The organism is Streptomyces sp. LMG1-1-1.1, assembly GCF_040815545.1.
Classification (GTDB): domain Bacteria; phylum Actinomycetota; class Actinomycetes; order Streptomycetales; family Streptomycetaceae; genus Streptomyces.
This window is the reverse complement of the sequence record NZ_JBFPNH010000033.1, coordinates 38,942-58,412: the sequence shown is the minus strand read 5'-3', so window position 1 is coordinate 58,412 and position 19,471 is coordinate 38,942. Positions and strand designations below refer to the sequence as shown.

The following is a 19,471-nucleotide window of genomic DNA, read 5'->3' as shown; positions in this document are numbered from 1 at the left end:
ACGCTGTGAGGCCCGCATCCTCCTAGCTCGACAGAAGAGGATGCGGGCCTTCTCCACGAACAGGCACTTCATGATCAAAGCCGTCTTTCAGGACCATTTCGCCTTCCTTGCGCTCGCCATCACCGTGACCCTCGCTTTCGGCGCCGCCACCTACGCGGTGTCCGTACGCCGCATCGATCGTGCACGGGCCGTGTTCTACGGACTGTGGGCCTCCTCGACCCTCGGTCCCATCTTCCTCACTACGTGGAACGGCAGCGGGCCCCTCACTCATCGCTGCACAGTCAACCCCGCCGTGATCGAGGCGTTCAGCACCACACAGGGCCAACTCAACATTGTCCTGTTTGCTCCATTCGGCCTGTTCGCTGTCCTTGCCACGAGGCGCCCCTTCTTCAGCGCCGCAGTCGGCATTTTGTTCACCGCCGTGGTGGAGACCGGCCAAGCGACCATGCCCTTCATCACTCGCCTTTGCGACACCGACGACCTCGTAACGAACACCGTCGGCGTACTCGCAGGCGCCGCCGTCGGGGCTGTCATCTGCCGCAGAGCCGAGTGCGGCACGCCCCTTGCTCGGGTCGTGGTCCGACGTTCAGCTATCGCCGGTACTGCCATCTCGTTGCTCGTTGCCCAACCTGGGCCACGACGATTGAACCCGTGCGCGCCGTCTTGCCGACGGCGAGTCCTACCGCAGCTCCCGAGCAGGTCCAGGCACTCAACACGGAGCTCAAGAAAGTTCTTGGGGGCGCGTACACCGTCGACAAGGCGGACTTCATCAACAACATTGACGGCCCCAAGACTGTCAGCGCCCCCCTACCAGGCGGCTTCGCTGAACTGACCTGGCCGGACCGCGAGAAGATCACGGTTCACTTCACTCCCACGAGCCAAGGCGAGGGAACCCACGCCTACTGGATTCCCGGTGCTAGCCGTCCCCTCGATACACCCGCAGAAGCCCAGCAAGTCGCCACGCTCTTCGCACAGAAATATGCGCCCTGGGCCTTGCGGGATTCCAAAGTCACGGCCTCACCAGTGGACGCGAGCGTGAAGAACCTCGGCTGGCTCGTCGAATGGCGCCGCTGGCACGGCGATCTCCTCATGCCCATGCGCTTGAGCATCCTGATTGAGCCCTCCGGCCGTATGACCGACCTCATCGCCCGACATGTCGACGATCCCAAGGTGCCGCGCGGCGTCGTCACAAAGGACATGGCGTGGAAGAGCTTCGAGTCCCGCCACAAGCTCAAGCCGGATGAGGCCCAGCGCGAGGTGCCTGTCTATCTGGTCGAGCGCCAGGACGGCGAATGGCGCATCCACTGGCGTCTGGCCGCACGCCAAGCAGAGACCTTGCTGTCAGCCACCGTGGACGCCACCACCGGCGAGGTGGTGAATGCCTCAGCTATACCCGTGTCTGGAGGCACCCCTCCTGCGGCTGAGGGAGTTCCGGTCCCTTGAAGCGCGCCACAGGGCCGCAATCATGCCCATGCCGATGCCGTTACCGACCATCGCAAGGTAGCTACAGCCCGTTGGCCAGCCTCAGGGCAGCGTCTCTGCGGTACGAGCGCCTCATACGGCGCCTGCACCGCAACGAGGGTCCCGGGCTCCTGCCGAAGGAGGAAGGTTAGGTGCACCCGAGGTACTGGGTCGTTGCCAGCGGCCTGGTCCGGGCCCTGACCTGGCCAACCCAGCATGATGGGCTGTTAAGGGCGGGACTGATGCGCCAACTCCGCTACCGGTTGATCAGAATCCCCGGCAGGGCGCCCCTCCCCCGCCCTCCCGGCTGGGGAACGACAAAGGCCCAGGCTCCCGGTTCAGTACCGGTGACCTGGGCCTTTGTCGTGCTACCTACTGGTGGGCGCGGACGGTTTCGAACCGCCGACATCTGCTTTGTAAGAGCAGCGCTCTACCCCTGAGCTACGCACCCGGGTGAGGAAGTCACAGGGTACATGGGGCGGGGGTGGGTGGGGCAAACCGGTTGGGGGTGGGGGTGGCTGGATGGGGTGGGGGGTGGGGGCTCGTACGGTCGGGGGAGGGGTTGGTCGGGTGGGTGGGAGGGGTGGGGGTTGTGGGGTTTGGGGTGCGGGTGTGGGGGGCGGGTTTGGGGGCGGTGGGGGCGGTTGGGGGTGTGGGGCCGGGGATGTGGAGGGGCGCCGGTGGAGGGGAGGGTGTTCGGGTTTGTGGGGGAGGTGTTGACGGTGGATGCGGATGATTCGGAGTTGGTGATCACGGCGGCGGATGTGACGGGGGTGAGGGTGGAGAGGCAGGTGGACGGGTGGGTGTTCATGGGGTCGGGGCCGGAGGCGAGCTGGAAGTTGGTGGACGGGCGGCTGACGTTGCGGGTGGAGTGTGGCGGGGTGGCGTCGAGCTGTGGGGCGGTGCATCGGATCCAGGTGCCGCGGGGGGTCGCGGTGACGGTGGAGGACGACAACGGGGATGTGACGGCGGAGGGGTTCGAGACGCCGTTGAAGGTGCGGTCGGACAACGGGGACGTGCGGGTGCGGAGGGGTGGCGGGGCGCTGGACCTGGGGAGCGGGAACGGGGATGTGGTGGTCGAGGAAGGGGTCACCGCGCCCGAGCTGGTCGCCCGGTCCGACAGCGGGGACGTGAGGATCACCCTCGGGGCCGTACCGCGCAGGGTCGACGTCGTCACGGACAACGGTGATGTGAGCGTGTCGGTGCCGAGGGGCGAGTACGAGGTCGCGGACGGCAGTGACAGCGGGGACGTCCGGTTCGACGTGCCGCGGCGGGACGGAAGCGGGCATGTCGTGAGCGTGCGCACGGACAACGGCGATGTCGTGGTGCGGACGGTGAACTGATCGGCCCGTGTGTTCGTCCTTACCGGGTGGGAGAATGAACCCGGACCGGGCACGGCGGACACAGCACGGGAGAGGTACGTGGCGGCGAGCGATACGAGGGACAGCGCGACGCCCAGGATGACGTCCACGTTCCGGCTGGCTCTCGCGTTGCCGCTGCTGGCGGGGGCGCTGCTGCCGCAGGCCTTCGCCGGCGGGGGGACGCGGCGCTGGTTCGGCGGGCGCGGGGAGAGTCAGCGAGCCGAGGCGCAGGCCGCGAAGGACGCGGCCGCGGCGGCGTTCTACGAGCTCGACACCGCCCAGCGCGGGTTGCGGATCTCCATCGAGACGATCACGGCGGTGGACAGCTCCCCGGAGGCGCGCCGGGCCGTCGAGGGGTTCGAGGCGCTGGGGCGCCGTATCGACGAGGTCAGTCACGCGTACATCAGTGCCGTCGACGCCCACGATCTCGACCGTGACGAGCTGGACGCGGCGACCGCGAACCGGGCCCGCGGCGAGCTGCACCACGCCAAGGAGGAGCTGGACCGGGTCAAGGGCGAGTTGGACCGGTTCGAGGAGGGGCTCGCTCCGCTCCTCGTACGGGCCGAGACGCAGCTCGCGCGGCTCGCGCCGGCGGTCGAGCGGGCCCGGCAGGCCTTGCGGGGTGCGAGCGGCGCCCTCGACGCGGTACGGGAGAGCGGGCTGCGCGCCGACGACCTCGCGCTCCGGCTCGCCCAGCTGGGGCCGGAGCTGACGCGGCTCAACGAGGGCGCGGGGCGCCACGGCGTCCCCGAGACCCTCCAGCGCGCCGACCGGGTGTTGCGGGACGCCGAGGCGGTACGGGCGGAGGCCGAGCGGCTGCCGGAGCGGGCCGCCGAGATCGACCGGCGCCTGGTGTCCCTCCGTACCCGCACCGAAGCGCTCACCACCCGTGCCGGCGGTGTCGAACCGGTCCTCTCCGAGCTGCGGCGGCGGTTCTCCGCGGCCTGCTGGCAGGACCTCCAGCACCTCCCTGAGCAGGGAGCGGAGAGCCTCAAGCAGGCCGGAGAGCGGCTCGCGGAGGCCGGGAGGGCGCGGGCCGAGCAGCGCTGGCCGGACGCGACCTCGCTGCTGTCCACGGTCCGCGCGCTGCTCGACTCGACCGACGAGGCCGTCTCGGCCGCCGGGGAGCGGCTGCGTCGTCTGGACGCCGTCGCGAAGGACCCGACGGCGGAGGTCGACCGCACCCGGTTCGCGGTGCGGGACGCCCAGCGGCTGGCGATGGCGGGCCGGAACACCCCCGACCCGCGCCATGCCCGGCCTCTCGACGAGGCCGTCGCCCGGCTCGACCGGGCCGTCGGCTCCCTGGAGGGCCGCCACCCGGACTACTGGCACTTCCTCACCGAGCTCGAGGCCGTCCGCGCGTCGGCCGCGCACGTCGTGGGTCTGATCCGGGAGGAGCGCGGGGCCGGTCACTGATGCCGGGCGCGTCCCGCCGCTAGCCTGTCCCCATGCCTCGTTACGAATACCGCTGCCGCACGTGTGGCGACACCTTCGAGCTCAGCCGTCCGATGGCCGAGTCCTCCGCTCCCGCCGCCTGCCCCGCCGGGCACGACGACACCGTGAAGCTGCTCTCGGCCGTGGCCGTCGGCGGCATCAGCGGCGGCACCGCCACGCCCGCACCGAGTGCGGGCGGCGGCGGTGGCGGCTGCTGCGGCGGGGGCTGCTGCGGCTGACCCCCCAGGTCAGGGGCTCGCGCCCCAGGTCGGCAGGGCCGGCTGATCCCCCGGGGGGACAGCCGGCCGAGTCCTGGTTCTCACCCGCTGATCCGCGCGGGATTCGTGACCGAGCTGATCCGCGCGGGCTCGTGTCCGAGCTGATCCGCGCGGCGCTCGTGACCGAACCGGCGGGCCCGGTTGGCCCGACGGGCCCGGCCGACCTGGCTGGCCCAGGGGCCCGGCTGGCCCGGCCGACCCGGCTGGCCCAGGGGCCCGGCTGGCCCCGCCGACCGGCTGCCCGGCCGACCCCGGCCGACCCCGCCGACCCAGGGCCCCAGCCGGCCCGACGCCCCCCCTTACTCGGTGACGCCGTTTCCCTCCCGGGTCAGGCGGTGACCGCGGCGCGGAAGCGGCGGAGGATCTCCTCGCCGGCGGCGACGCCGCGTTCCGCGAGGACGTCGAGGTGGGGGGCGGTCCAGTCGTTGTCGGCGAGTTCGCCGTGGCCGGGGCGCCAGGCCCGGTCCGCGGCGAGCAGCAGGTCGGCGTCGAGGAGGGAGTCGCCGGCGGCGAGGGTGAGGGTGGCGCCGATGCGGCGGGCGACCTCGCGGACGGCGGCGCTCTTGGTGAGCGGCTTGGGTACGGCGTACACCTTGCGGCCCTGGAGGGAGACGGTCCAGCCGCGCTCCCCCGCCCAGGCGCCGAAGCGCGCCAGCCAGTCCTCGGGGAGTCGTTCCCGCTCGACGACGAGGTAGGCGAACAGGTCCTCGGCCACCCGGTGCTTGCGCACCCAGGACAGGTCCGTGGTGGCGGTGAGGTAGGCGCGGATCTCGGAGAGCGGCGCGCACTCGTCGGCGAGGCGGTGGAGTACGGATTCGTGCCAGTCGCGGTCGGAGACGCCGTCGACGAGGATGTGCCCGCCGTTGGCGCAGATCGCGTACCGGGGTGTGGCGCCCGGGAGTTGGATGCGCTGGTACTGCTTGCGCGTCCGGGTGGTGGTGGGGACGAAGACGGTTTCGGCGGCCAGGCGGGCGAGGAGGTCGGCCGCGTCCTCGGTCATGTAGGACAGCGGCTTGGACTCGTGGACCTCGACGCAGAGGAGGCGGGGTGCCTGGGCGTCGGGCATGCCGAGGGAGAGGGCCGCGGACGAGTAGATCAGGGTGCGGTCGAGGTCGCTCGCGACCAGCGTCGTCCGCCCGTTCGTCGTCGCAGGGGTGCTCACTGGGATACCACCGCCTTGCCGTCGGCGCCTGTCGCGCCGCGGGTGTACTGAGGGTGGATCAGTCCGACGCAGCTGTACGGGAGTTCGTCGACCTCCTCGACCGGTACGCCGCGCTGCTCGGCGAGCAGGCGGACGTGGGCGAGGTCGGCGTCGGCGCCGCGCTTGGCGAGGATCTTCCAGGGGACGCGGCGGAGCAGGACCCGGGTGGTCTCGCCGACGCCCGGCTTGACGAGGTTGACGTCGTGGATGCCGTACTCCTCGCTGATCCGCTCGACGGCCGCCCAGCCCTCCCAGGTGGGGGTGCGGTCGGTGGCGAGGAGCTCCTTGACGTCGGTGTCGACGGTCTCGGCGACCTCGTCGAAGCGGGCGGCGACGGCGTCGAGGAAGTCCTCGGAGACGTCGGCGCCGGCCAGTTCGCGGTAGTACTTGGCGCCGTGGAAGTCGTGCGGTCCGACGAGGTCGGAGCGGAGCACGGTCCGCGATATCAGGCCGGAGACCGTGGAGTTGAGGCAGGCGGAGGGGATGAGGAAGTCCTCGCGGGTGCCGTGGACGCGGACGCAGGAGCCGGGGTCGGCGAGGACGGCGATCTCCGGGTCGAAGCCCGTGATCCCGTCGCTCGCCTCGAACTCCTTGAGCGCGTCGGCGAGTTCGCGGGTGATCGCGCCCTTGCCGGTCCAGCCGTCGACGAACACGACGTCGGCCGGGTCGTGGTGGGCGGCGAGCCAGCGGAGCGCGTTGGCGTCGATGCCGCGGCCGCGCACGATGGAGACGGCGTAGTGCGGGAGGTCGAGGTCGTGGCGGGCCAGTGCCCAGCGGCGCATGAGGACGCCGACGGGGGTGCCGGCGCGGGCCAGCGAGACCAGGACGGGGGTCCGGCCGGGGCGCTCCGCGAGGACGGTCTCGGTGACGGTGCCGACGGCGCGGGCGATGCGGGCGGCGGAGCTCTCCAGGGCGGTGTGGAACAGCTCCTGGTAGCGCTCGCTGGGCTGGTACTCGACGGGGAGCGACTCGGCGTAGTGCGCGCCGCCGCTCTGGATGGCTTCCTCGCGTTCCTCGGTGGGCGCCTCCAACTCGACGTCCGAGAGGTCCTGGAGCAGCCAGCCGACCTCCTCGGGTGCGTACGACGAGAAGGCGGGGCCGCGGAGGGGCTCGGGCAGCATGGAGCTCCTTTCGGGAGCTTCGGAGACCGTGGGCGTGTACGGGGCGCCCGTGGGCGCGTACGACGGGACCGTGGGCATGTACGAGGGGACGACGGCGAGGACGACGCGCGGGATGTGCGCGGCGAGCCGGGCGAGCAGGCCGTCCGGGGCGTGCAGGGCCGGGGTGTCGGCGGTGGAGTCGACGACCACGACGACGGCGTCGAAGCCCGCGCCGGCCACGTTGTACGCGTAGCGCTCGCCGGGGCCGTCGGCGGGGTCGTCGTGGGCGGGGAAGACGAGCCGGGTGCGGATCGCGTACCCCGGGTCGTCGACGGCGAGCACGGGTGACCGGGTCGTGGTGGAGTAGCGGACATCGTGGCCCGCCTCCTCCAGGGCCGTGCCGAGCCGCAGCGGCGCGTACATCAGCTCCTCGAAGCCGAGGACGAGCACGCGGGGCCCGGCCACCGGGTCGCGGCGCAGGGCGTCGGCGATCCCGTCCGCCGGGTCGCGGCGCAAGGCCTCGGCGATCCTGTCCGCCATGGCCGGCAGGGCCGCCTCAAGGCCGGCCCGGTGGTCGGGGGTGAAGCCGTGCCGCCCGCCGTCGGGGAGCCCTTCGGGCCAGTCGAGCCCGACCCGTACGGGAGCCTCGGCGACGCCGGGCGCCTGGGGGGACGGCGCGGCGGCGGGTGCGCCATCGGCGCCGGCCTCGGCCCCACCGGCGGCCCGTTCCTGCGCCGCGACGAGGGCCTGGCCCTTTTCCAGGACGTCTTCGGGGAGTCGTACGGTGCCGGCGGCGCCGGAGACGAGGTCGACGCGGGCACCGATCTCGGCGGCGAAGGCGTCGAGGCGGCCGAGGTCGGCGGCGGAGCGCATGTCGACGAGGGCGACGACGACGTAGCGCTCGCGCGGGTAGCGCTCGTGGAGGGCGCGGACGGTGTTGAGGACGGTGTTGCCGGTGGAGAACTCGTCGTCGACGAGGACGAGGGGTCCGTCGCCGGCGAGGAGCTTGGGGTCCTCGGGGAGCAGGAGGTGCGAGGTGGCGTGGGAGTGGGACTCCTCGAAGCCGCCCGCGCGGGCGACCCCGGCCACCGGCCGCCGGGTGGAGTGGAGGTACGGGGCGAGGCCGAGGCCGTCGGCGACGGCGTGCCCGAGGGCGGTGGCGGTCTCCGCGTAGCCGAGGACGACGGAGCGGGCGGCCTCCTCGTCGCCGAGGAGTGCCCGGACGCGCCGGCCGAGGTCGAGGCCGGAGCCGTACACGACCGAGGGGCGCTGCGGCACGTGCTTGCCGAGCACGCTGGAGACCAGCAGATGCGCCCGCTTGGGGTTGCGGCGCAGTGCGAGCCCCAACAGGGTCGGCAGCTCCTCGTCGCCGATCAGTTCGACGCCCAGTCGCTCCGCGACCCACGTTCCGGTCCACACCACGTCGTCGACGTCCCTTCGTCAGCCGGCAAGTCCGGCGGTGAGCAGATCCACGAAGCCGACGTCTTCCTTGGCGACGCCGAAGACCTCGGCGCGCTGGAGGGTGCGTTCGGCCCACGCGCGATGCGGCTTCACTTCGTTCATCTTGTTCGTATAGGAGGAGCGGAGCACTCCGCCGCCGCCCTGTTCGGGCCGCAGGATGTCCTGGGCGTCGCTCCACTCCTCGTGGCTGACCACGGAGAGGGCGTGCACCGGCACCACGTGGGTGGGGTGGATGCAGGTCTTGCCGAGGAGGCCGTTGGCGCGGTCGAGCTCGATCTCGCGGAGGAGCCCGTCGAGGTCGTGTTCGATGAGCGCGGTGCGCAGGTCCTCGGCGCGGCCCTCCAGGAAGGGGCTGCGGCGCAGCTGTGGCTTGAACATGCGCTCGCCGGGTCGGAAGTACTCCCAGACGGGTCCGGTGACGGTGAAGCCGGTGCCGTCGGAGCGGCCGAGGACGTTGACGACGTCGGCGATGACGTGGGCGACGATCTTGACGTCGTACGCGGTCATGTCGGGCGAGCGGCGGAGCCCGTAGGCGGAGCAGAAGTCGGTGACGCCGAGGCGCAGGGCGAGGACGCGGTCGCGGTACTTGTCGGTGATCGAGGCGATCCCGGCGAGGGTCTCGGCCCGGGTCTCCAGGTGGAGGAGCTCGGGGGACTCGAGGACGGGCATGGCGAAGAGGCGCCTGCCGCTGGTCCGCTCGGCCTGGGTGAGCGCTTCGAGGAAGGCGCGGCCACGGTCCGCGGTGAACTTGGGCAGTACGAATCCGGACAGCAGCCGAACCGTTTCGCCGAGGCGGTCGACGAGGTCGGTGATCTGCCGCGGTTCGCGGACCCGGATGAAGAGCAGGGGCACGTCCGTGGCGGTGTCGGCGTCCGTCACGGTGCCCGCGGCGAGGTCGGCGAACTGTCGGACGAGGTTGTCCTCGCCCGCCTCGACCTCGGCGTCGCCGATGGAGTCCTCCAGGCAGAGCACCATGGAGACCACTCCGCGGGCCGCCTGCTTGCGCACGTCGTCGGCGAGCCGCGGCCGGGTGGCCGGGCTGTAGAGCGTGGCTCCGAGCGCGACGGCGAGCGTGCGCGCGGGTGAGTCGGACGTGAAGTCGACCGGCTCGCGGTGGAACAGCCCGGCCCGCGTTGCGGACGGGATGTGCCCGAAATGACGCATGTAAGTATCCCGTCTGCCCCTCTGGGCCCTGACAACAGGTGGCCGGTAATAGTACGTAGGTGCGGGTGTCCGTAGTTCCCTCGGTGCATGAAATTCAGGTAACTCGTCAGCATCCGTCGTCTCGGCCCGGTATCGGTGGTGCCCCCGCGTTGTCCGCGGGTCGGCAGGGAGGGCAGGATTGCGGTCATGACGCACGCGATGCTGAAGGGCTCCAACGTCCCTCTCGACACCGCGGCCGTACGGGCCGTGCTCCGCTGGACCCCGGGCCCCGGGGTCCCCGACGTGGATGCCTCGGCCCTCCTGCTCGGGCCGTCCGGGCGCGTGCGGTCCGACGAGGACTTCGTGTTCTACAACCAGCCGCGCCATCCCTCGGGCCTGGTGCGGCGGCTGCCGAAGAAGCGGGTCGCCGAGGGTCTGACGGACACCGTCGAGGCCGACCTGGCCGGCCTCGACGGTTCGGTCGACCGGGTGGTGATCGCGGCCTCCTCGGACGGCGGCACCTTCCGCTCCGTCTCGGACCTGCGGATCCTGGTGTACGACGCGGCAGCCGGGCCGGACCGCGAGCCGCTGGCCTTCTTCGACGTGACGGCCGAGACCGGCGAGGAGACGGCGGTCATCTGCGGTGAGCTGTACCGGCGCGGGGACGCCTGGAAGTTCCGCGCGGTGGGACAGGGCTACCCGACGGGCCTGATCGGCCTCGCCACCGACTTCGGCATCTCGGTGGACGAGGACGCCGCGCAGGAGGCCGCCCAGGAGGCCCTGGACGGCTCCGCCGGCGTCCTGGAGGGCTCTCCGGGCGGCTCCCCCGACCTGGACCTGACCCTGGTCCACACGCCCGCACCCGTGCCGCCACAGCCGACGGTGCCGCCCCGGCCCGACCGGGCGCCCGGCTACGGCTACCCGCCGCAGGGCCCGGGGGGACAGCCGGCGCACGCCCCGGCCCCCGCGTACGGCTATCCGCAGCCCGTGGCCGCCGCCGAGCACCACCCGGCGCCCGACTTTCGGATGCCGCCGATGGGCCCGCAGTTCGTCAGGTCGTCCTGAGGACGCCGGCGACCGTCCCGCGGTCGCCGGCGCGTCCGCGCGCGGCCGCGTGGGCAAGGGCTATGCCTTGGTCTTGTAGCCGCGCCCCCACTGGAGCCCCCAGCCGTACAGGCGGTCCAGCTCGGCCTGGAAGCCGTACACGAACCGCACCTCGCGGCGGACGGTCAGCTCGCCCTTGACGTTCTCCATGGAGAAGACCGCGCAGGAGCGGGCCTGCGGGGCGCGCTCGTCGAGCTCGATCTCGATCCGGGGCCCGTTGCTCGGGTAGAGCGTGACCTTGGCGTGCGTGCGGTCGAAGGCCGGCGTCTGGTCGTAGATGTACGCGAAGAACAGCAGCCGCTTGATCTCGTCGCGGTGGTCCAGATTGACGAAGATCGTCTCCCCGGAGGAGCCCCCGAAGCGGTCGTCCCCGCTCAGCTTCACGTACGGGGCCGCGTTCAGGTCCCCGAAGAAGCCGCCGAGCGGCTGGACCACTCCCTTGCTGCCGTCGGTCAGCTCGTAGAGGCAGCCCAGGTCGAGGTCGACGTTGACCATGCCCTGGGTGTGGGCCTGGACGACCTCGGGCTTGAAAAGCTGCGCCGGGTTCCGCAGCAGCCGTCCGCTCTGCCGGGAGCGGCCCTCGATGTCGGAGGTCCGCATCCGCCACGAGAGGTTCACCCGGAGGTTGCCGGTGGCGGCGCCCTGCTTGGTGAGCGACACGGACGGGCGCCGCTTCGTCAGGTCGATCGCGTTCGACGCGGCACTGCCCGAGTCGAACTGTGCCGTCCTTCCCGGAAAAAGGTTGTCCCAGAAGGCCATGACGCCTTCACCCCCCACTGTTCTTCGTCTGCCCGCACATGCCTGCGGGGCGGCCGGGTGCACCGGCCGCCCCGCAGAGAAGCGTTCCTCGTTGCCGGGGGTGTCACACCCCGGACGGCACCTCGGTCTTGTCGTCCGAGGAGCCGGGCCCGCCCTCGGCCGCCGCGAGCGCCTTGTTGCGCCGCACGGAGGACCAGAAGGACCAGCCGATGAGCGCGACGCCGAGGCCGCCGGTGACGACCTCGGGGATCTCGTACTGGATGGTGACCAGGAGGAGGACCGCGAGGGCGCCGATCGCGTAGTGCGCGCCGTGCTCCAGGTAGACGTAGTCGTCGAGGGTGCCCTGGCGGACCAGGTAGACCGTGAGCGAACGGACGTACATGGCGCCGACGCCGAGGCCGAGCGCCATCAGGACGATGTCGTTGGTGATGGCGAAGGCGCCGATGACGCCGTCGAAGGAGAAGGAGGCGTCGAGGACCTCCAGGTAGAGGAACATGAAGAAGGCGGCCTTGCCGGCCAGCTGGACCGCGGAGACCTTCTTGCCGGTGCGCTTGGCCTCTTCCTCGGCCTCCTGCTCGCGCTCCTCTTCCTCCTCCAGCTTGTTCTCGAAGTAGCCGGAGAGACCGCCGACGACGAGGTACGTGATGAGGCCGGCGATGCCGGAGATCAGGACCGTCTGGGCCTTGTCGACGTGCGTGCCGCCGTGCTGGTGGGCGTGGGTCGCGAAGGTCATGGCGCTGACGAGCAGGACGACGAGCGCGATGCAGACCGACAGCATGTCGACCTTGCCGAGCTTGGCGAGCGGGCGCTCGATCCAGCGCAGCCACTGGATGTCACGGTCCTCGAAGATGAAGTCGAGGAAGATCATCAGCAGGAACATGCCACCGAACGCGGCGATCGACGGGTGCGCGTCGGTGACCAGTTCCTGGTAGCGGTCGGCGTCGTTCAGCGCGAGGTCGACGGCCTCGATGGGGCCGATCTTCGCGCTGATGGCGACGATCACGACGGGGAAGACGAGCCGCATGCCGAAGACGGCGATGAGCACACCGATCGTGAGGAAGATCTTCTGCCAGAAGGCATTCATCTTCTGCAGGATTCCGGCGTTGACCACCGCGTTGTCGAACGACAGCGAGATCTCGAGGACGCAGAGGATCGCGACGATACCGAAGGCCTCCCAGCCCCCGTAGAGCACCGCGGCCGCCAGGCCGAGCACAGTGATCGCGAACGACCAGCCGAAGGTTTTCAGAATCACTGTCTACCCCATCGTGGAATTCATGGCTTTACGAAACGTTGACCCCGAAGTCTAGAGCGATGCCCCGGAGCCCGGACGCGTACCCCTGACCCACCGCCCGGAACTTCCATTCGCCGTTGTAGCGGTAGAGCTCGCCGAAGATCATCGCGGTCTCGGTGGACGCGTCCTCGGAGAGGTCGTACCGGGCGAGTTCCTGACCGTCCAGCTGGTTCACGACGCGGATGAAAGCGTTGTTGACCTGGCCGAAGCTCTGACCGCGGTTGTCGGCGTCGTGGATCGACACCGGAAAGACGATCTTGTCGCAGTGCGCCGGGACCTTGTCGAGGTCCACGATCAGCGACTCGTCGTCACCGTCACCCTCGCCGGTGAGGTTGTCGCCGGTGTGTTCGACGGAGCCCTCGGGGCTGCGCAGCTGGTTGTAGAAGACGAAGTACTCGTCCCCGAGCACCCGGCCGGCCTGGCACAGCAGGGCGCTGGCGTCGAGGTCGAAGGGGGCTCCGGTGGTGGAGCGCGCGTCCCAGCCGAGTCCGACGAGGACCTTGGTGAGGTTGGGTGCGGCCTTGGAGAGGGAGACATTGCCTCCCTTGGCGAGCGTGACGCCCATGATGCGGTTCCTCCCCGGTGGTGATGAGGCACGTCCGGCGCCGCACGGGAGGTGCGGCGCCGGACGTTTCGAACGGTTCGGCTCAGACGTTGACGCCGAAGTCCTGCGCGATGCCGCGCAGGCCCGAGGCGTAGCCCTGGCCGACGGCGCGGAACTTCCACTCGGCGCCGTGGCGGTACAGCTCGCCGAAGACCATGGCGGTCTCGGTCGAGGCGTCCTCGGAGAGGTCGTACCGGGCGATCTCGGCACCGCCGGCCTGGTTCACGACGCGGATGAACGCGTTGCGCACCTGGCCGAAGGACTGCTGGCGGTTCTCGGCGTCGTAGATCGACACCGGGAAGACGATCTTGGCCACGTCGGCCGGCACGGTGGCCAGGCTGACCTTGACCTGCTCGTCGTCGCCCTCGCCCTCGCCGGTGAGGTTGTCACCGGTGTGCTCGACCGAGCCGTCGGCGCTCTTCAGGTTGTTGAAGAAGACGAAGTCCTGGTCGTTGCGGACCTTGCCCTCCTCGCTCACCAGGATGGCGCTGGCGTCGAGGTCGAAGTCCGTACCGGTGGTGGTGCGGACGTCCCAGCCCAGACCGACGGTCACGGCGGTGAGGCCAGGGGCCTCCTTGGTCAGCGAGACGTTGCCGCCCTTGCTGAGGCTGACTCCCACGAGTCCCTCCATACGTTTTCAGGGGCAGCGCCCCAGTCGTGCGTTGGCATCGGATCAACGACTGGATCCTAGTGACGGGTTCCCGGTCGAAACAGTCGATTCGACCGGTGATTCCGAGGGTGTCGGCCCCGGACCGGCTCAGATGGCGTCGAGCGCCTTCAGGTAGTCGCCGAGGTCGCGGGCGTCGGACAGGGCGTTGACGACGGTCCAGCGGACCACGCCGTCCCGGTCGATGACGAAGGTGCCGCGCACCGCGCAGCCCTTGTCCTCGTCGAAGACGCCGTAGGCGCGGGAGGCCTCGCCGTGCTTCCAGAAGTCGGAGAGCAGCGGGAAGTCCAGGCCCTCCTGGTCGGCGAAGACGCGCAGGGTGTGGATCGAGTCGTTGGAGACGGCCAGGAGCTGGGTGTCGTCGTTGACGAAGCTCGGCAGGTGGTCGCGCAGCTCGCGCAGCTCGCCGGTGCAGACGCCGGTGAACGCGAACGGGTAGAAGAGCAGCACCACGTTCTTCTCGCCGCGGAAGTCCGAGAGCCTCACGGTGCGGCCGTGGTTGTCCTTCAGCTCGAACTCCGGGGCCTTGGTGCCGACCTCGATGGCCATCGCGTACGCATCCCTTCGACGGACCCGGACCTCTGGGCCGAATCGGTGAGACCCACCCTACGGCCTGTGCACGAAAGCCCCCGCCGGCGGACCGGCGGGGGCTACTCGCAGCGTGGTGATCAGCGCTTGGGGGCCGTCAGGCGGGTGCCCGTCCAGTCCTTGGCGACGCTGATGCTCTTGGTCTGGGAGAGACCCGCAGTCTGCGCGGCATCGTTGATGTCGGACGGCTCGATGTAGCCGTCACGGCCCGTCTTCGGCGTCAGCAGCCAGATGGTGCCACCGTCCTCCAGAAGACCGATGGAGTCCACCAGGGCGTCGGTGAGATCACCGTCCTCGTCGCGGAACCAGAGCACGACGGCGTCGGCGACGTCGTCGTAGTCCTCGTCCACGAGGTCCTGGCCGATGATGGACTCGATGCCTTCACGGAGATCCTGGTCGACGTCGTCGTCGTAGCCGATCTCCTGGACCACCTGTCCGGGCTCGAACCCCAGCCTGCCGGCCGGGTTGGTCCGCTCCTCCGCGTGGTCCGCGGTCGCGCTCACGGCTTGCCTCCTGCTCATTCGGAAAATGCTGTGGGCCACGCGTAGGCGCGTGGCGCTGGCCGTAGTCCACACGTGCCGGGGCTGATCGCGCAAGTACCAGGCCGCGGAGACCGCCGAAACGGTGACGTTTGGGGCCGTCTCGCCCCAACTTTCGGCACGCTCGGAGCCTCCTTCGTGATCAGGCACACATGGTTCGTCCTGGTTTACCGACTTCTGCCGTTTCAGTCTGCCGAACGCCCGGACGAAACGCATGCGCGAGTTGAGCGTAAGGTTGCGATTTGACCGCACCCGGCGATGTGGAGGACACCCCTGGGGGTTACCCCCCGGTAAGTGTGACGTCTGGCGTCAGCGGGGTACACGATGGACATCCCGACCACTCCGTGGCCTCGTGGGCACCACCGAACAGCGAAGGAAGAGCGTGGCTCCCGGATCCGATCGCAACCCGATCATCATTGGCGGCCTTCCCAGCCAGGTCCCGGATTTCGACCCGGAAGAGACCCAGGAATGGCTCGACTCCCTCGACGCGGCAGTCGACGAGCGGGGTCGTGAGCGGGCCCGCTACCTCATGCTCCGGCTGATCGAGCGGGCCCGTGAGAAGCGCGTGGCCGTGCCCGAGATGCGCAGCTCGGACTACGTCAACACCATCGCCACCAAGGACGAGCCGTTCTTCCCCGGCAACGAGGAGATCGAGCGCAGGGTCCTCAACGCCACCCGGTGGAACGCGGCCGTGATGGTCTCGCGCGCCCAGCGCCCGGGCATCGGCGTCGGCGGTCACATCGCGACCTTCGCCTCCTCCGCCTCGCTCTACGACGTGGGCTTCAACCACTTCTTCCGCGGCAAGGACGAGGGCGACGGCGGCGACCAGATCTTCTTCCAGGGCCACGCCTCCCCGGGCATCTACGCCCGTGCCTACCTCCTGGACCGGCTGGACGACACCCAGCTCGACGGCTTCCGCCAGGAGAAGTCGAAGTTCCCGAACGGCCTTTCGTCGTACCCCCACCCGCGGCTGATGCCGGACTTCTGGGAGTTCCCGACGGTGTCGATGGGCCTCGGCCCGCTCGGCGCGATCTACCAGGCCCGGATGAACCGGTACATGGAGGCGCGCGGCATCGCCGACACCTCCCGGTCCCACGTCTGGGCGTTCCTCGGCGACGGCGAGATGGACGAGGTCGAGTCGCTCGGCCAGCTCTCCATCGCCGCGCGCGAGGGCCTGGACAACCTGACCTTCGTCGTCAACTGCAACCTGCAGCGCCTCGACGGCCCGGTGCGCGGCAACGGCAAGATCATCCAGGAGCTGGAGTCGATCTTCCGGGGCAACGGCTGGAACGTCATCAAGCTGATCTGGGACCGCTCCTGGGACCCGCTGCTCGCGCAGGACCGCGACGGCATCCTGGTCAACAAGCTGAACACCACCCCGGACGGCCAGTTCCAGACGTACGCGACGGAGACCGGCGGCTACATCCGGGAGCACTTCTTCGGCGACGACCACCGGCTCCGGGCGATGGTCGAGGGCATGTCGGACCAGCAGGTCCTGCACCTGGGCCGCGGCGGCCACGACCACAAGAAGATCTACGCGGCGTACGCGGCGGCGAAGGCCCACGCGGGCCAGCCGACCGTGATCCTCGCCCAGACCGTCAAGGGCTGGACGCTGGGCCCGAACTTCGAGGGCCGCAACGCGACCCACCAGATGAAGAAGCTGACGGTCGACGACCTCAAGCGCTTCCGCGACCGGCTGCACATCCCGGTGACGGACCGGCAGTTGGAGGACGGCCTGCCGCCGTACTACCACCCGGGCCCGAACTCCGAGGAGATCCAGTACATGCACGACCGCCGCAAGGCGCTCGGCGGGTACGTGCCGACCCGTGTCGTGCGGGCGAAGCCGCTGGCCCTCCCCGACGACGCGACCTACGCGGCGGCGAGGAAGGGTTCCGGCCAGCAGTCGATCGCCACCACGATGGCGTTCGTCCGCATCCTGAAGGACCTCATGCGGGACAAGGAGATCGGCAAGCGGTTCGTGCTGATCGCCCCCGACGAGTACCGCACCTTCGGCATGGACGCGTTCTTCCCGAGCGCCAAGATCTACAACCCGCTGGGCCAGCAGTACGAGGCGGTGGACCGCGAACTCCTCCTCGCCTACAAGGAGTCGCCGACCGGCCAGATGCTGCACGACGGCATCTCCGAGGCCGGCTGCACGGCCTCGCTGATCGCCGCCGGATCGGCGTACGCCACGCACGGCGAGCCGCTGATCCCGGTGTACGTCTTCTACTCGATGTTCGGTTTCCAGCGGACCGGCGACCAGTTCTGGCAGATGGCGGACCAGCTGGCGCGCGGCTTCGTGCTCGGTGCCACCGCCGGCCGGACCACGCTGACGGGCGAGGGCCTCCAGCACGCGGACGGCCATTCGCACCTGATCGCCTCGACGAACCCGGCCTGCATCGCGTACGACCCGGCGTTCGGTTTCGAGATCGCGCACATCGTCAAGGACGGTCTGCGGCGGATGTACGGCTCCGCCGCCGAGGACGTCTTCTACTACCTGACCGTCTACAACGAGCCGATCCAGCACCCGGCCGAGCCCGCGGACGTGGACGTGGAGGGCATCCTCCAGGGCATCCACCGCTTCAAGCCGGCCGAGGCCGGCGCGGTCCCGGCGCAGATCATGGCCTCGGGCGTCGCGGTGCCGTGGGCGATCGAGGCGCAGAGGATCCTCGCCGAGGAGTGGAACGTGCGGGCCGACGTCTGGTCCGCGACCTCCTGGACCGAGCTGCGCCGCGAGGCCGTGGCCGTCGAGGAGCACAACCTGCTCCACCCGGACGAGGAGCTGCGCGTCCCGTACGTGACGCGCAAGCTCCAGGGCTCCGAGGGTCCTTTCGTGGCCGTCTCGGACTGGATGCGCGCGGTGCCGGACCAGATCTCCCGCTGGGTGCCGGGCCGGTACACCTCGCTGGGCGCGGACGGCTTCGGCTTCGCGGACACGCGGGGCGCGGCCCGTCGCTACTTCCACATCGACGCCCAGTCGATCGTGCTGGCCGTGCTGACCGAACTCGCCCGCGAGGGCAAGGTCGACCGCTCGGCCCTGAAGCAGGCCGTGGACCGCTACCAACTGCTCGACGTGGCGGCCGCCGACCCCGGCGCCGCGGGCGGCGACGCCTGAGTCCGTCACGCATAGCACCTGGTGAGGGGCGGTGGGGCCGGTGGCTCCGCCGCCCTTCGGCGTTCTCTACGATGCCCGGCATGAAGGATCGCTGGGAAGAGCGCACGCAGGTGCCGCTGCTGGTGCTGGCCGTGGCGTTCGGCCTCGCGTACGCCGTGCCGATCGTCGCCCCCGGCGCCGACCCGTGGGTGCACCGGCTGTGCACCCATGTCGAGTGGGCCGTGTGGGCGGCCTTCGCCCTGGACTACCTGATCCGCCTCGCCATCGCCCCGGCCCGGTGGGCCTTCGTCCGCTCGCATCCCGTCGACCTGCTCGCGGTGCTGCTGCCGATGGTGCAGCCGCTGCGGCTGCTGCGGGTGGTCTCCACACTCCTCCTGGTGGGTCGGCGGGCCCGGATGGCCCCGCAGATAACGCTCACCACCTATGTGGCGGGCGCGGTGGTCGGACTGATGATGTTCGGCTCGCTCGCCGTGCTGCACGTCGAGCGGGACGCCCCGAACGGCAACATCAAGACGCTCGGGGACGCCGTCTGGTGGTCGTTCACCACGATGACCACCGTCGGGTACGGCGACCACGCTCCGACCACCGGTCTCGGCCGGGTCCTCGCGGTGGGCCTGATGCTGTCGGGCATCGCCCTGCTCGGTGTCGTCACCGCCAACATCGCCGCCTGGTTCATCGCCCGCTTCGACCGGGACGACGCCGTGGAGCGCCGGCAGACCGAGCTCCTTGAGGCGCTGACCCTGGAGGTCCGCGAGCTGCGCGCGGAGGTGGCCCGGCTCTCCTGCCCGGCGGGGGCGCCGGCGGCGGACGGGGCGCGGGAGCTGCCCGCCGCTACCGCTCCCAGATCTTGAACGCTCTGACCTCGTAGGGAGCCTGCGGCACCCAGGTCCCCCGGCCCGGGTAGGTCTCGAACTCGCCCGCTTCCGCGCACTCGGCGGACTGGTACGTGGTGACCGGCCGTCCCGTGCGGTTCGCCAGGGACTGGGCCGAGGTGCCCGCCGGCAGGGCGATGCAGCTGTCGATGTCGGTCGTGGCCAGCTCGTGGGTCTGCGCCCGGCCCTTGAAGTCGGGCTTGGACCAGAGGCAGAGCCGGCCCGGACCGCAGGCCCCGAGAACGGTCCCGGACGGCGCGGCCGCCACTTGGGCCGCCGAAACAGCCGGTGCCACCGAGGCCGCCGAAGCCGCCGAACGCGCCGGCGCCGCCAGGCCGGCCGAAGCCGCCGAAGCCGCCGGTGCCGCCGGTGCCGCCGGTGCCGTCAGGACCGTGGTCGCCGCGGCGGTCAGGACGGCCGCCGCGGCGAGCAGGGTCTTCGTATACATGTACATGCTGATGAACCCCCGTATCGTCACTCTCTGTAATCAAGA

At 70.6% G+C, this 19,471-nt stretch carries 19 protein-coding genes and 1 tRNA gene; 8 read left to right on the top strand and 12 right to left on the bottom strand.

The window, feature by feature from the left end:
* Nucleotides 1-22: 22 nt before the first annotated feature.
* Nucleotides 23-439: a hypothetical protein gene (locus MRBLMG1_RS20110; RefSeq protein WP_367825514.1), complete on the bottom strand. Its 417-nt coding sequence runs from the start codon at nucleotides 437-439 to the stop codon at nucleotides 23-25.
* Between MRBLMG1_RS20110 and MRBLMG1_RS20105 the strand changes: the two genes are divergently transcribed.
* Nucleotides 332-832, top strand: a complete 501-nt coding sequence (locus MRBLMG1_RS20105) for a VanZ family protein (RefSeq protein WP_367825511.1) — start codon at nucleotides 332-334, stop codon at nucleotides 830-832. The genes MRBLMG1_RS20110 and MRBLMG1_RS20105 overlap by 108 nt on opposite strands.
* 203 nt (nucleotides 833-1,035) lie before the next feature.
* Nucleotides 1,036-1,443, top strand: a complete 408-nt coding sequence (locus MRBLMG1_RS20100; protein ID WP_367825468.1) for a hypothetical protein — start codon at nucleotides 1,036-1,038, stop codon at nucleotides 1,441-1,443.
* 394 nt (nucleotides 1,444-1,837) lie between these two features.
* Here the strand turns inward: MRBLMG1_RS20100 and MRBLMG1_RS20095 are convergent.
* Nucleotides 1,838-1,912, bottom strand: a tRNA-Val gene (locus MRBLMG1_RS20095).
* A 229-nt stretch (nucleotides 1,913-2,141) separates the two neighbouring features.
* Between MRBLMG1_RS20095 and MRBLMG1_RS20090 the strand changes: the two genes are divergently transcribed.
* The 3 genes from MRBLMG1_RS20090 to MRBLMG1_RS20080 all read left to right on the top strand — a co-directional run bounded on the left by MRBLMG1_RS20090 (nucleotide 2,142) and on the right by MRBLMG1_RS20080 (nucleotide 4,495).
* Nucleotides 2,142-2,804 (top strand): DUF4097 family beta strand repeat-containing protein, encoded by a 663-nt coding sequence (locus MRBLMG1_RS20090; protein WP_367825467.1) that lies wholly within the window; start codon nucleotides 2,142-2,144, stop codon nucleotides 2,802-2,804.
* 117 nt (nucleotides 2,805-2,921) lie between these two features.
* Entirely contained in the window at nucleotides 2,922-4,238 is a 1,317-nt protein-coding gene (locus MRBLMG1_RS20085; RefSeq protein WP_367825466.1) for a hypothetical protein, read from the top strand.
* A 32-nt stretch (nucleotides 4,239-4,270) separates the two neighbouring features.
* Nucleotides 4,271-4,495, top strand: coding sequence for an FmdB family zinc ribbon protein (locus MRBLMG1_RS20080; protein ID WP_367825465.1), 225 nt, complete (start codon nucleotides 4,271-4,273; stop codon nucleotides 4,493-4,495).
* A 367-nt stretch (nucleotides 4,496-4,862) separates the two neighbouring features.
* Here the strand turns inward: MRBLMG1_RS20080 and MRBLMG1_RS20075 are convergent, their stop codons facing one another.
* The 3 genes from MRBLMG1_RS20075 to MRBLMG1_RS20065 are packed head-to-tail and all read right to left on the bottom strand — an operon-like array spanning nucleotide 4,863 to nucleotide 9,460.
* Nucleotides 4,863-5,696, bottom strand: a complete 834-nt coding sequence (locus tag MRBLMG1_RS20075; RefSeq protein ID WP_367825464.1) for an HAD family hydrolase — start codon at nucleotides 5,694-5,696, stop codon at nucleotides 4,863-4,865.
* Complete coding sequence (locus tag MRBLMG1_RS20070; protein ID WP_367825463.1) at nucleotides 5,693-8,257, bottom strand: phosphoribosyltransferase; 2,565 nt, start codon at nucleotides 8,255-8,257, stop codon at nucleotides 5,693-5,695. Before MRBLMG1_RS20070 ends, MRBLMG1_RS20075 begins: the two co-directional genes overlap by 4 nt.
* 18 nt (nucleotides 8,258-8,275) lie before the next feature.
* Complete coding sequence (locus MRBLMG1_RS20065; RefSeq protein ID WP_367825462.1) at nucleotides 8,276-9,460, bottom strand: HpcH/HpaI aldolase/citrate lyase family protein; 1,185 nt, start codon at nucleotides 9,458-9,460, stop codon at nucleotides 8,276-8,278.
* A gap of 186 nt (nucleotides 9,461-9,646) precedes the next feature.
* Here MRBLMG1_RS20065 and MRBLMG1_RS20060 point away from each other — a divergent pair, with 186 nt between their 5' ends.
* Nucleotides 9,647-10,504 (top strand): TerD family protein, encoded by an 858-nt coding sequence (locus MRBLMG1_RS20060; RefSeq protein ID WP_367825461.1) that lies wholly within the window; start codon nucleotides 9,647-9,649, stop codon nucleotides 10,502-10,504.
* Nucleotides 10,505-10,564: 60 nt separating this feature from the next.
* On the opposite strand, the gene MRBLMG1_RS20055 is transcribed toward MRBLMG1_RS20060, so the two are convergent.
* The 6 genes from MRBLMG1_RS20055 to MRBLMG1_RS20030 form a co-directional block, all read right to left on the bottom strand.
* Entirely contained in the window at nucleotides 10,565-11,302 is a 738-nt protein-coding gene (locus MRBLMG1_RS20055) for a TerD family protein (protein ID WP_367825460.1), read from the bottom strand.
* Between the two features lie 103 nt (nucleotides 11,303-11,405).
* A complete protein-coding gene (locus MRBLMG1_RS20050; RefSeq protein WP_367825459.1) occupies nucleotides 11,406-12,554 on the bottom strand; it encodes a DUF475 domain-containing protein in 1,149 nt (382 codons plus the stop codon).
* Nucleotides 12,555-12,582: 28 nt separating this feature from the next.
* Nucleotides 12,583-13,158: a TerD family protein gene (locus tag MRBLMG1_RS20045; protein WP_367825458.1), complete on the bottom strand. Its 576-nt coding sequence runs from the start codon at nucleotides 13,156-13,158 to the stop codon at nucleotides 12,583-12,585.
* An 82-nt stretch (nucleotides 13,159-13,240) separates the two neighbouring features.
* On the bottom strand, nucleotides 13,241-13,816 hold the full coding sequence (locus MRBLMG1_RS20040; RefSeq protein ID WP_026058190.1) for a TerD family protein: 576 nt from the start codon (nucleotides 13,814-13,816) through the stop codon (nucleotides 13,241-13,243).
* Between the two features lie 138 nt (nucleotides 13,817-13,954).
* Nucleotides 13,955-14,413: a peroxiredoxin gene (locus MRBLMG1_RS20035; RefSeq protein ID WP_367825457.1), complete on the bottom strand. Its 459-nt coding sequence runs from the start codon at nucleotides 14,411-14,413 to the stop codon at nucleotides 13,955-13,957.
* 119 nt (nucleotides 14,414-14,532) lie between these two features.
* The gene (locus MRBLMG1_RS20030; RefSeq protein WP_367825456.1) at nucleotides 14,533-14,955 is read right to left on the bottom strand and encodes a DUF3052 domain-containing protein; all 423 of its coding nucleotides are present in this window, start codon (nucleotides 14,953-14,955) and stop codon (nucleotides 14,533-14,535) included.
* Nucleotides 14,956-15,373: 418 nt separating this feature from the next.
* On the opposite strand from MRBLMG1_RS20030, the gene aceE reads away from it, so the two are divergent.
* Together aceE and MRBLMG1_RS20020 are read left to right on the top strand one after the other, a co-directional pair.
* Nucleotides 15,374-18,106 (top strand): pyruvate dehydrogenase (acetyl-transferring), homodimeric type, encoded by a 2,733-nt coding sequence (gene aceE / locus MRBLMG1_RS20025; protein WP_367825455.1) that lies wholly within the window; start codon nucleotides 15,374-15,376, stop codon nucleotides 18,104-18,106.
* An 80-nt stretch (nucleotides 18,107-18,186) separates the two neighbouring features.
* Nucleotides 18,187-18,957, top strand: coding sequence for a potassium channel family protein (locus MRBLMG1_RS20020; protein ID WP_414721617.1), 771 nt, complete (start codon nucleotides 18,187-18,189; stop codon nucleotides 18,955-18,957).
* Here MRBLMG1_RS20020 and MRBLMG1_RS20015 read toward each other — a convergent pair.
* Nucleotides 18,938-19,426: a peptidase inhibitor family I36 protein gene (locus MRBLMG1_RS20015; protein WP_367825453.1), complete on the bottom strand. Its 489-nt coding sequence runs from the start codon at nucleotides 19,424-19,426 to the stop codon at nucleotides 18,938-18,940. The genes MRBLMG1_RS20020 and MRBLMG1_RS20015 overlap by 20 nt on opposite strands.
* Between the last annotated feature and the right edge of the window lie 45 nt (nucleotides 19,427-19,471).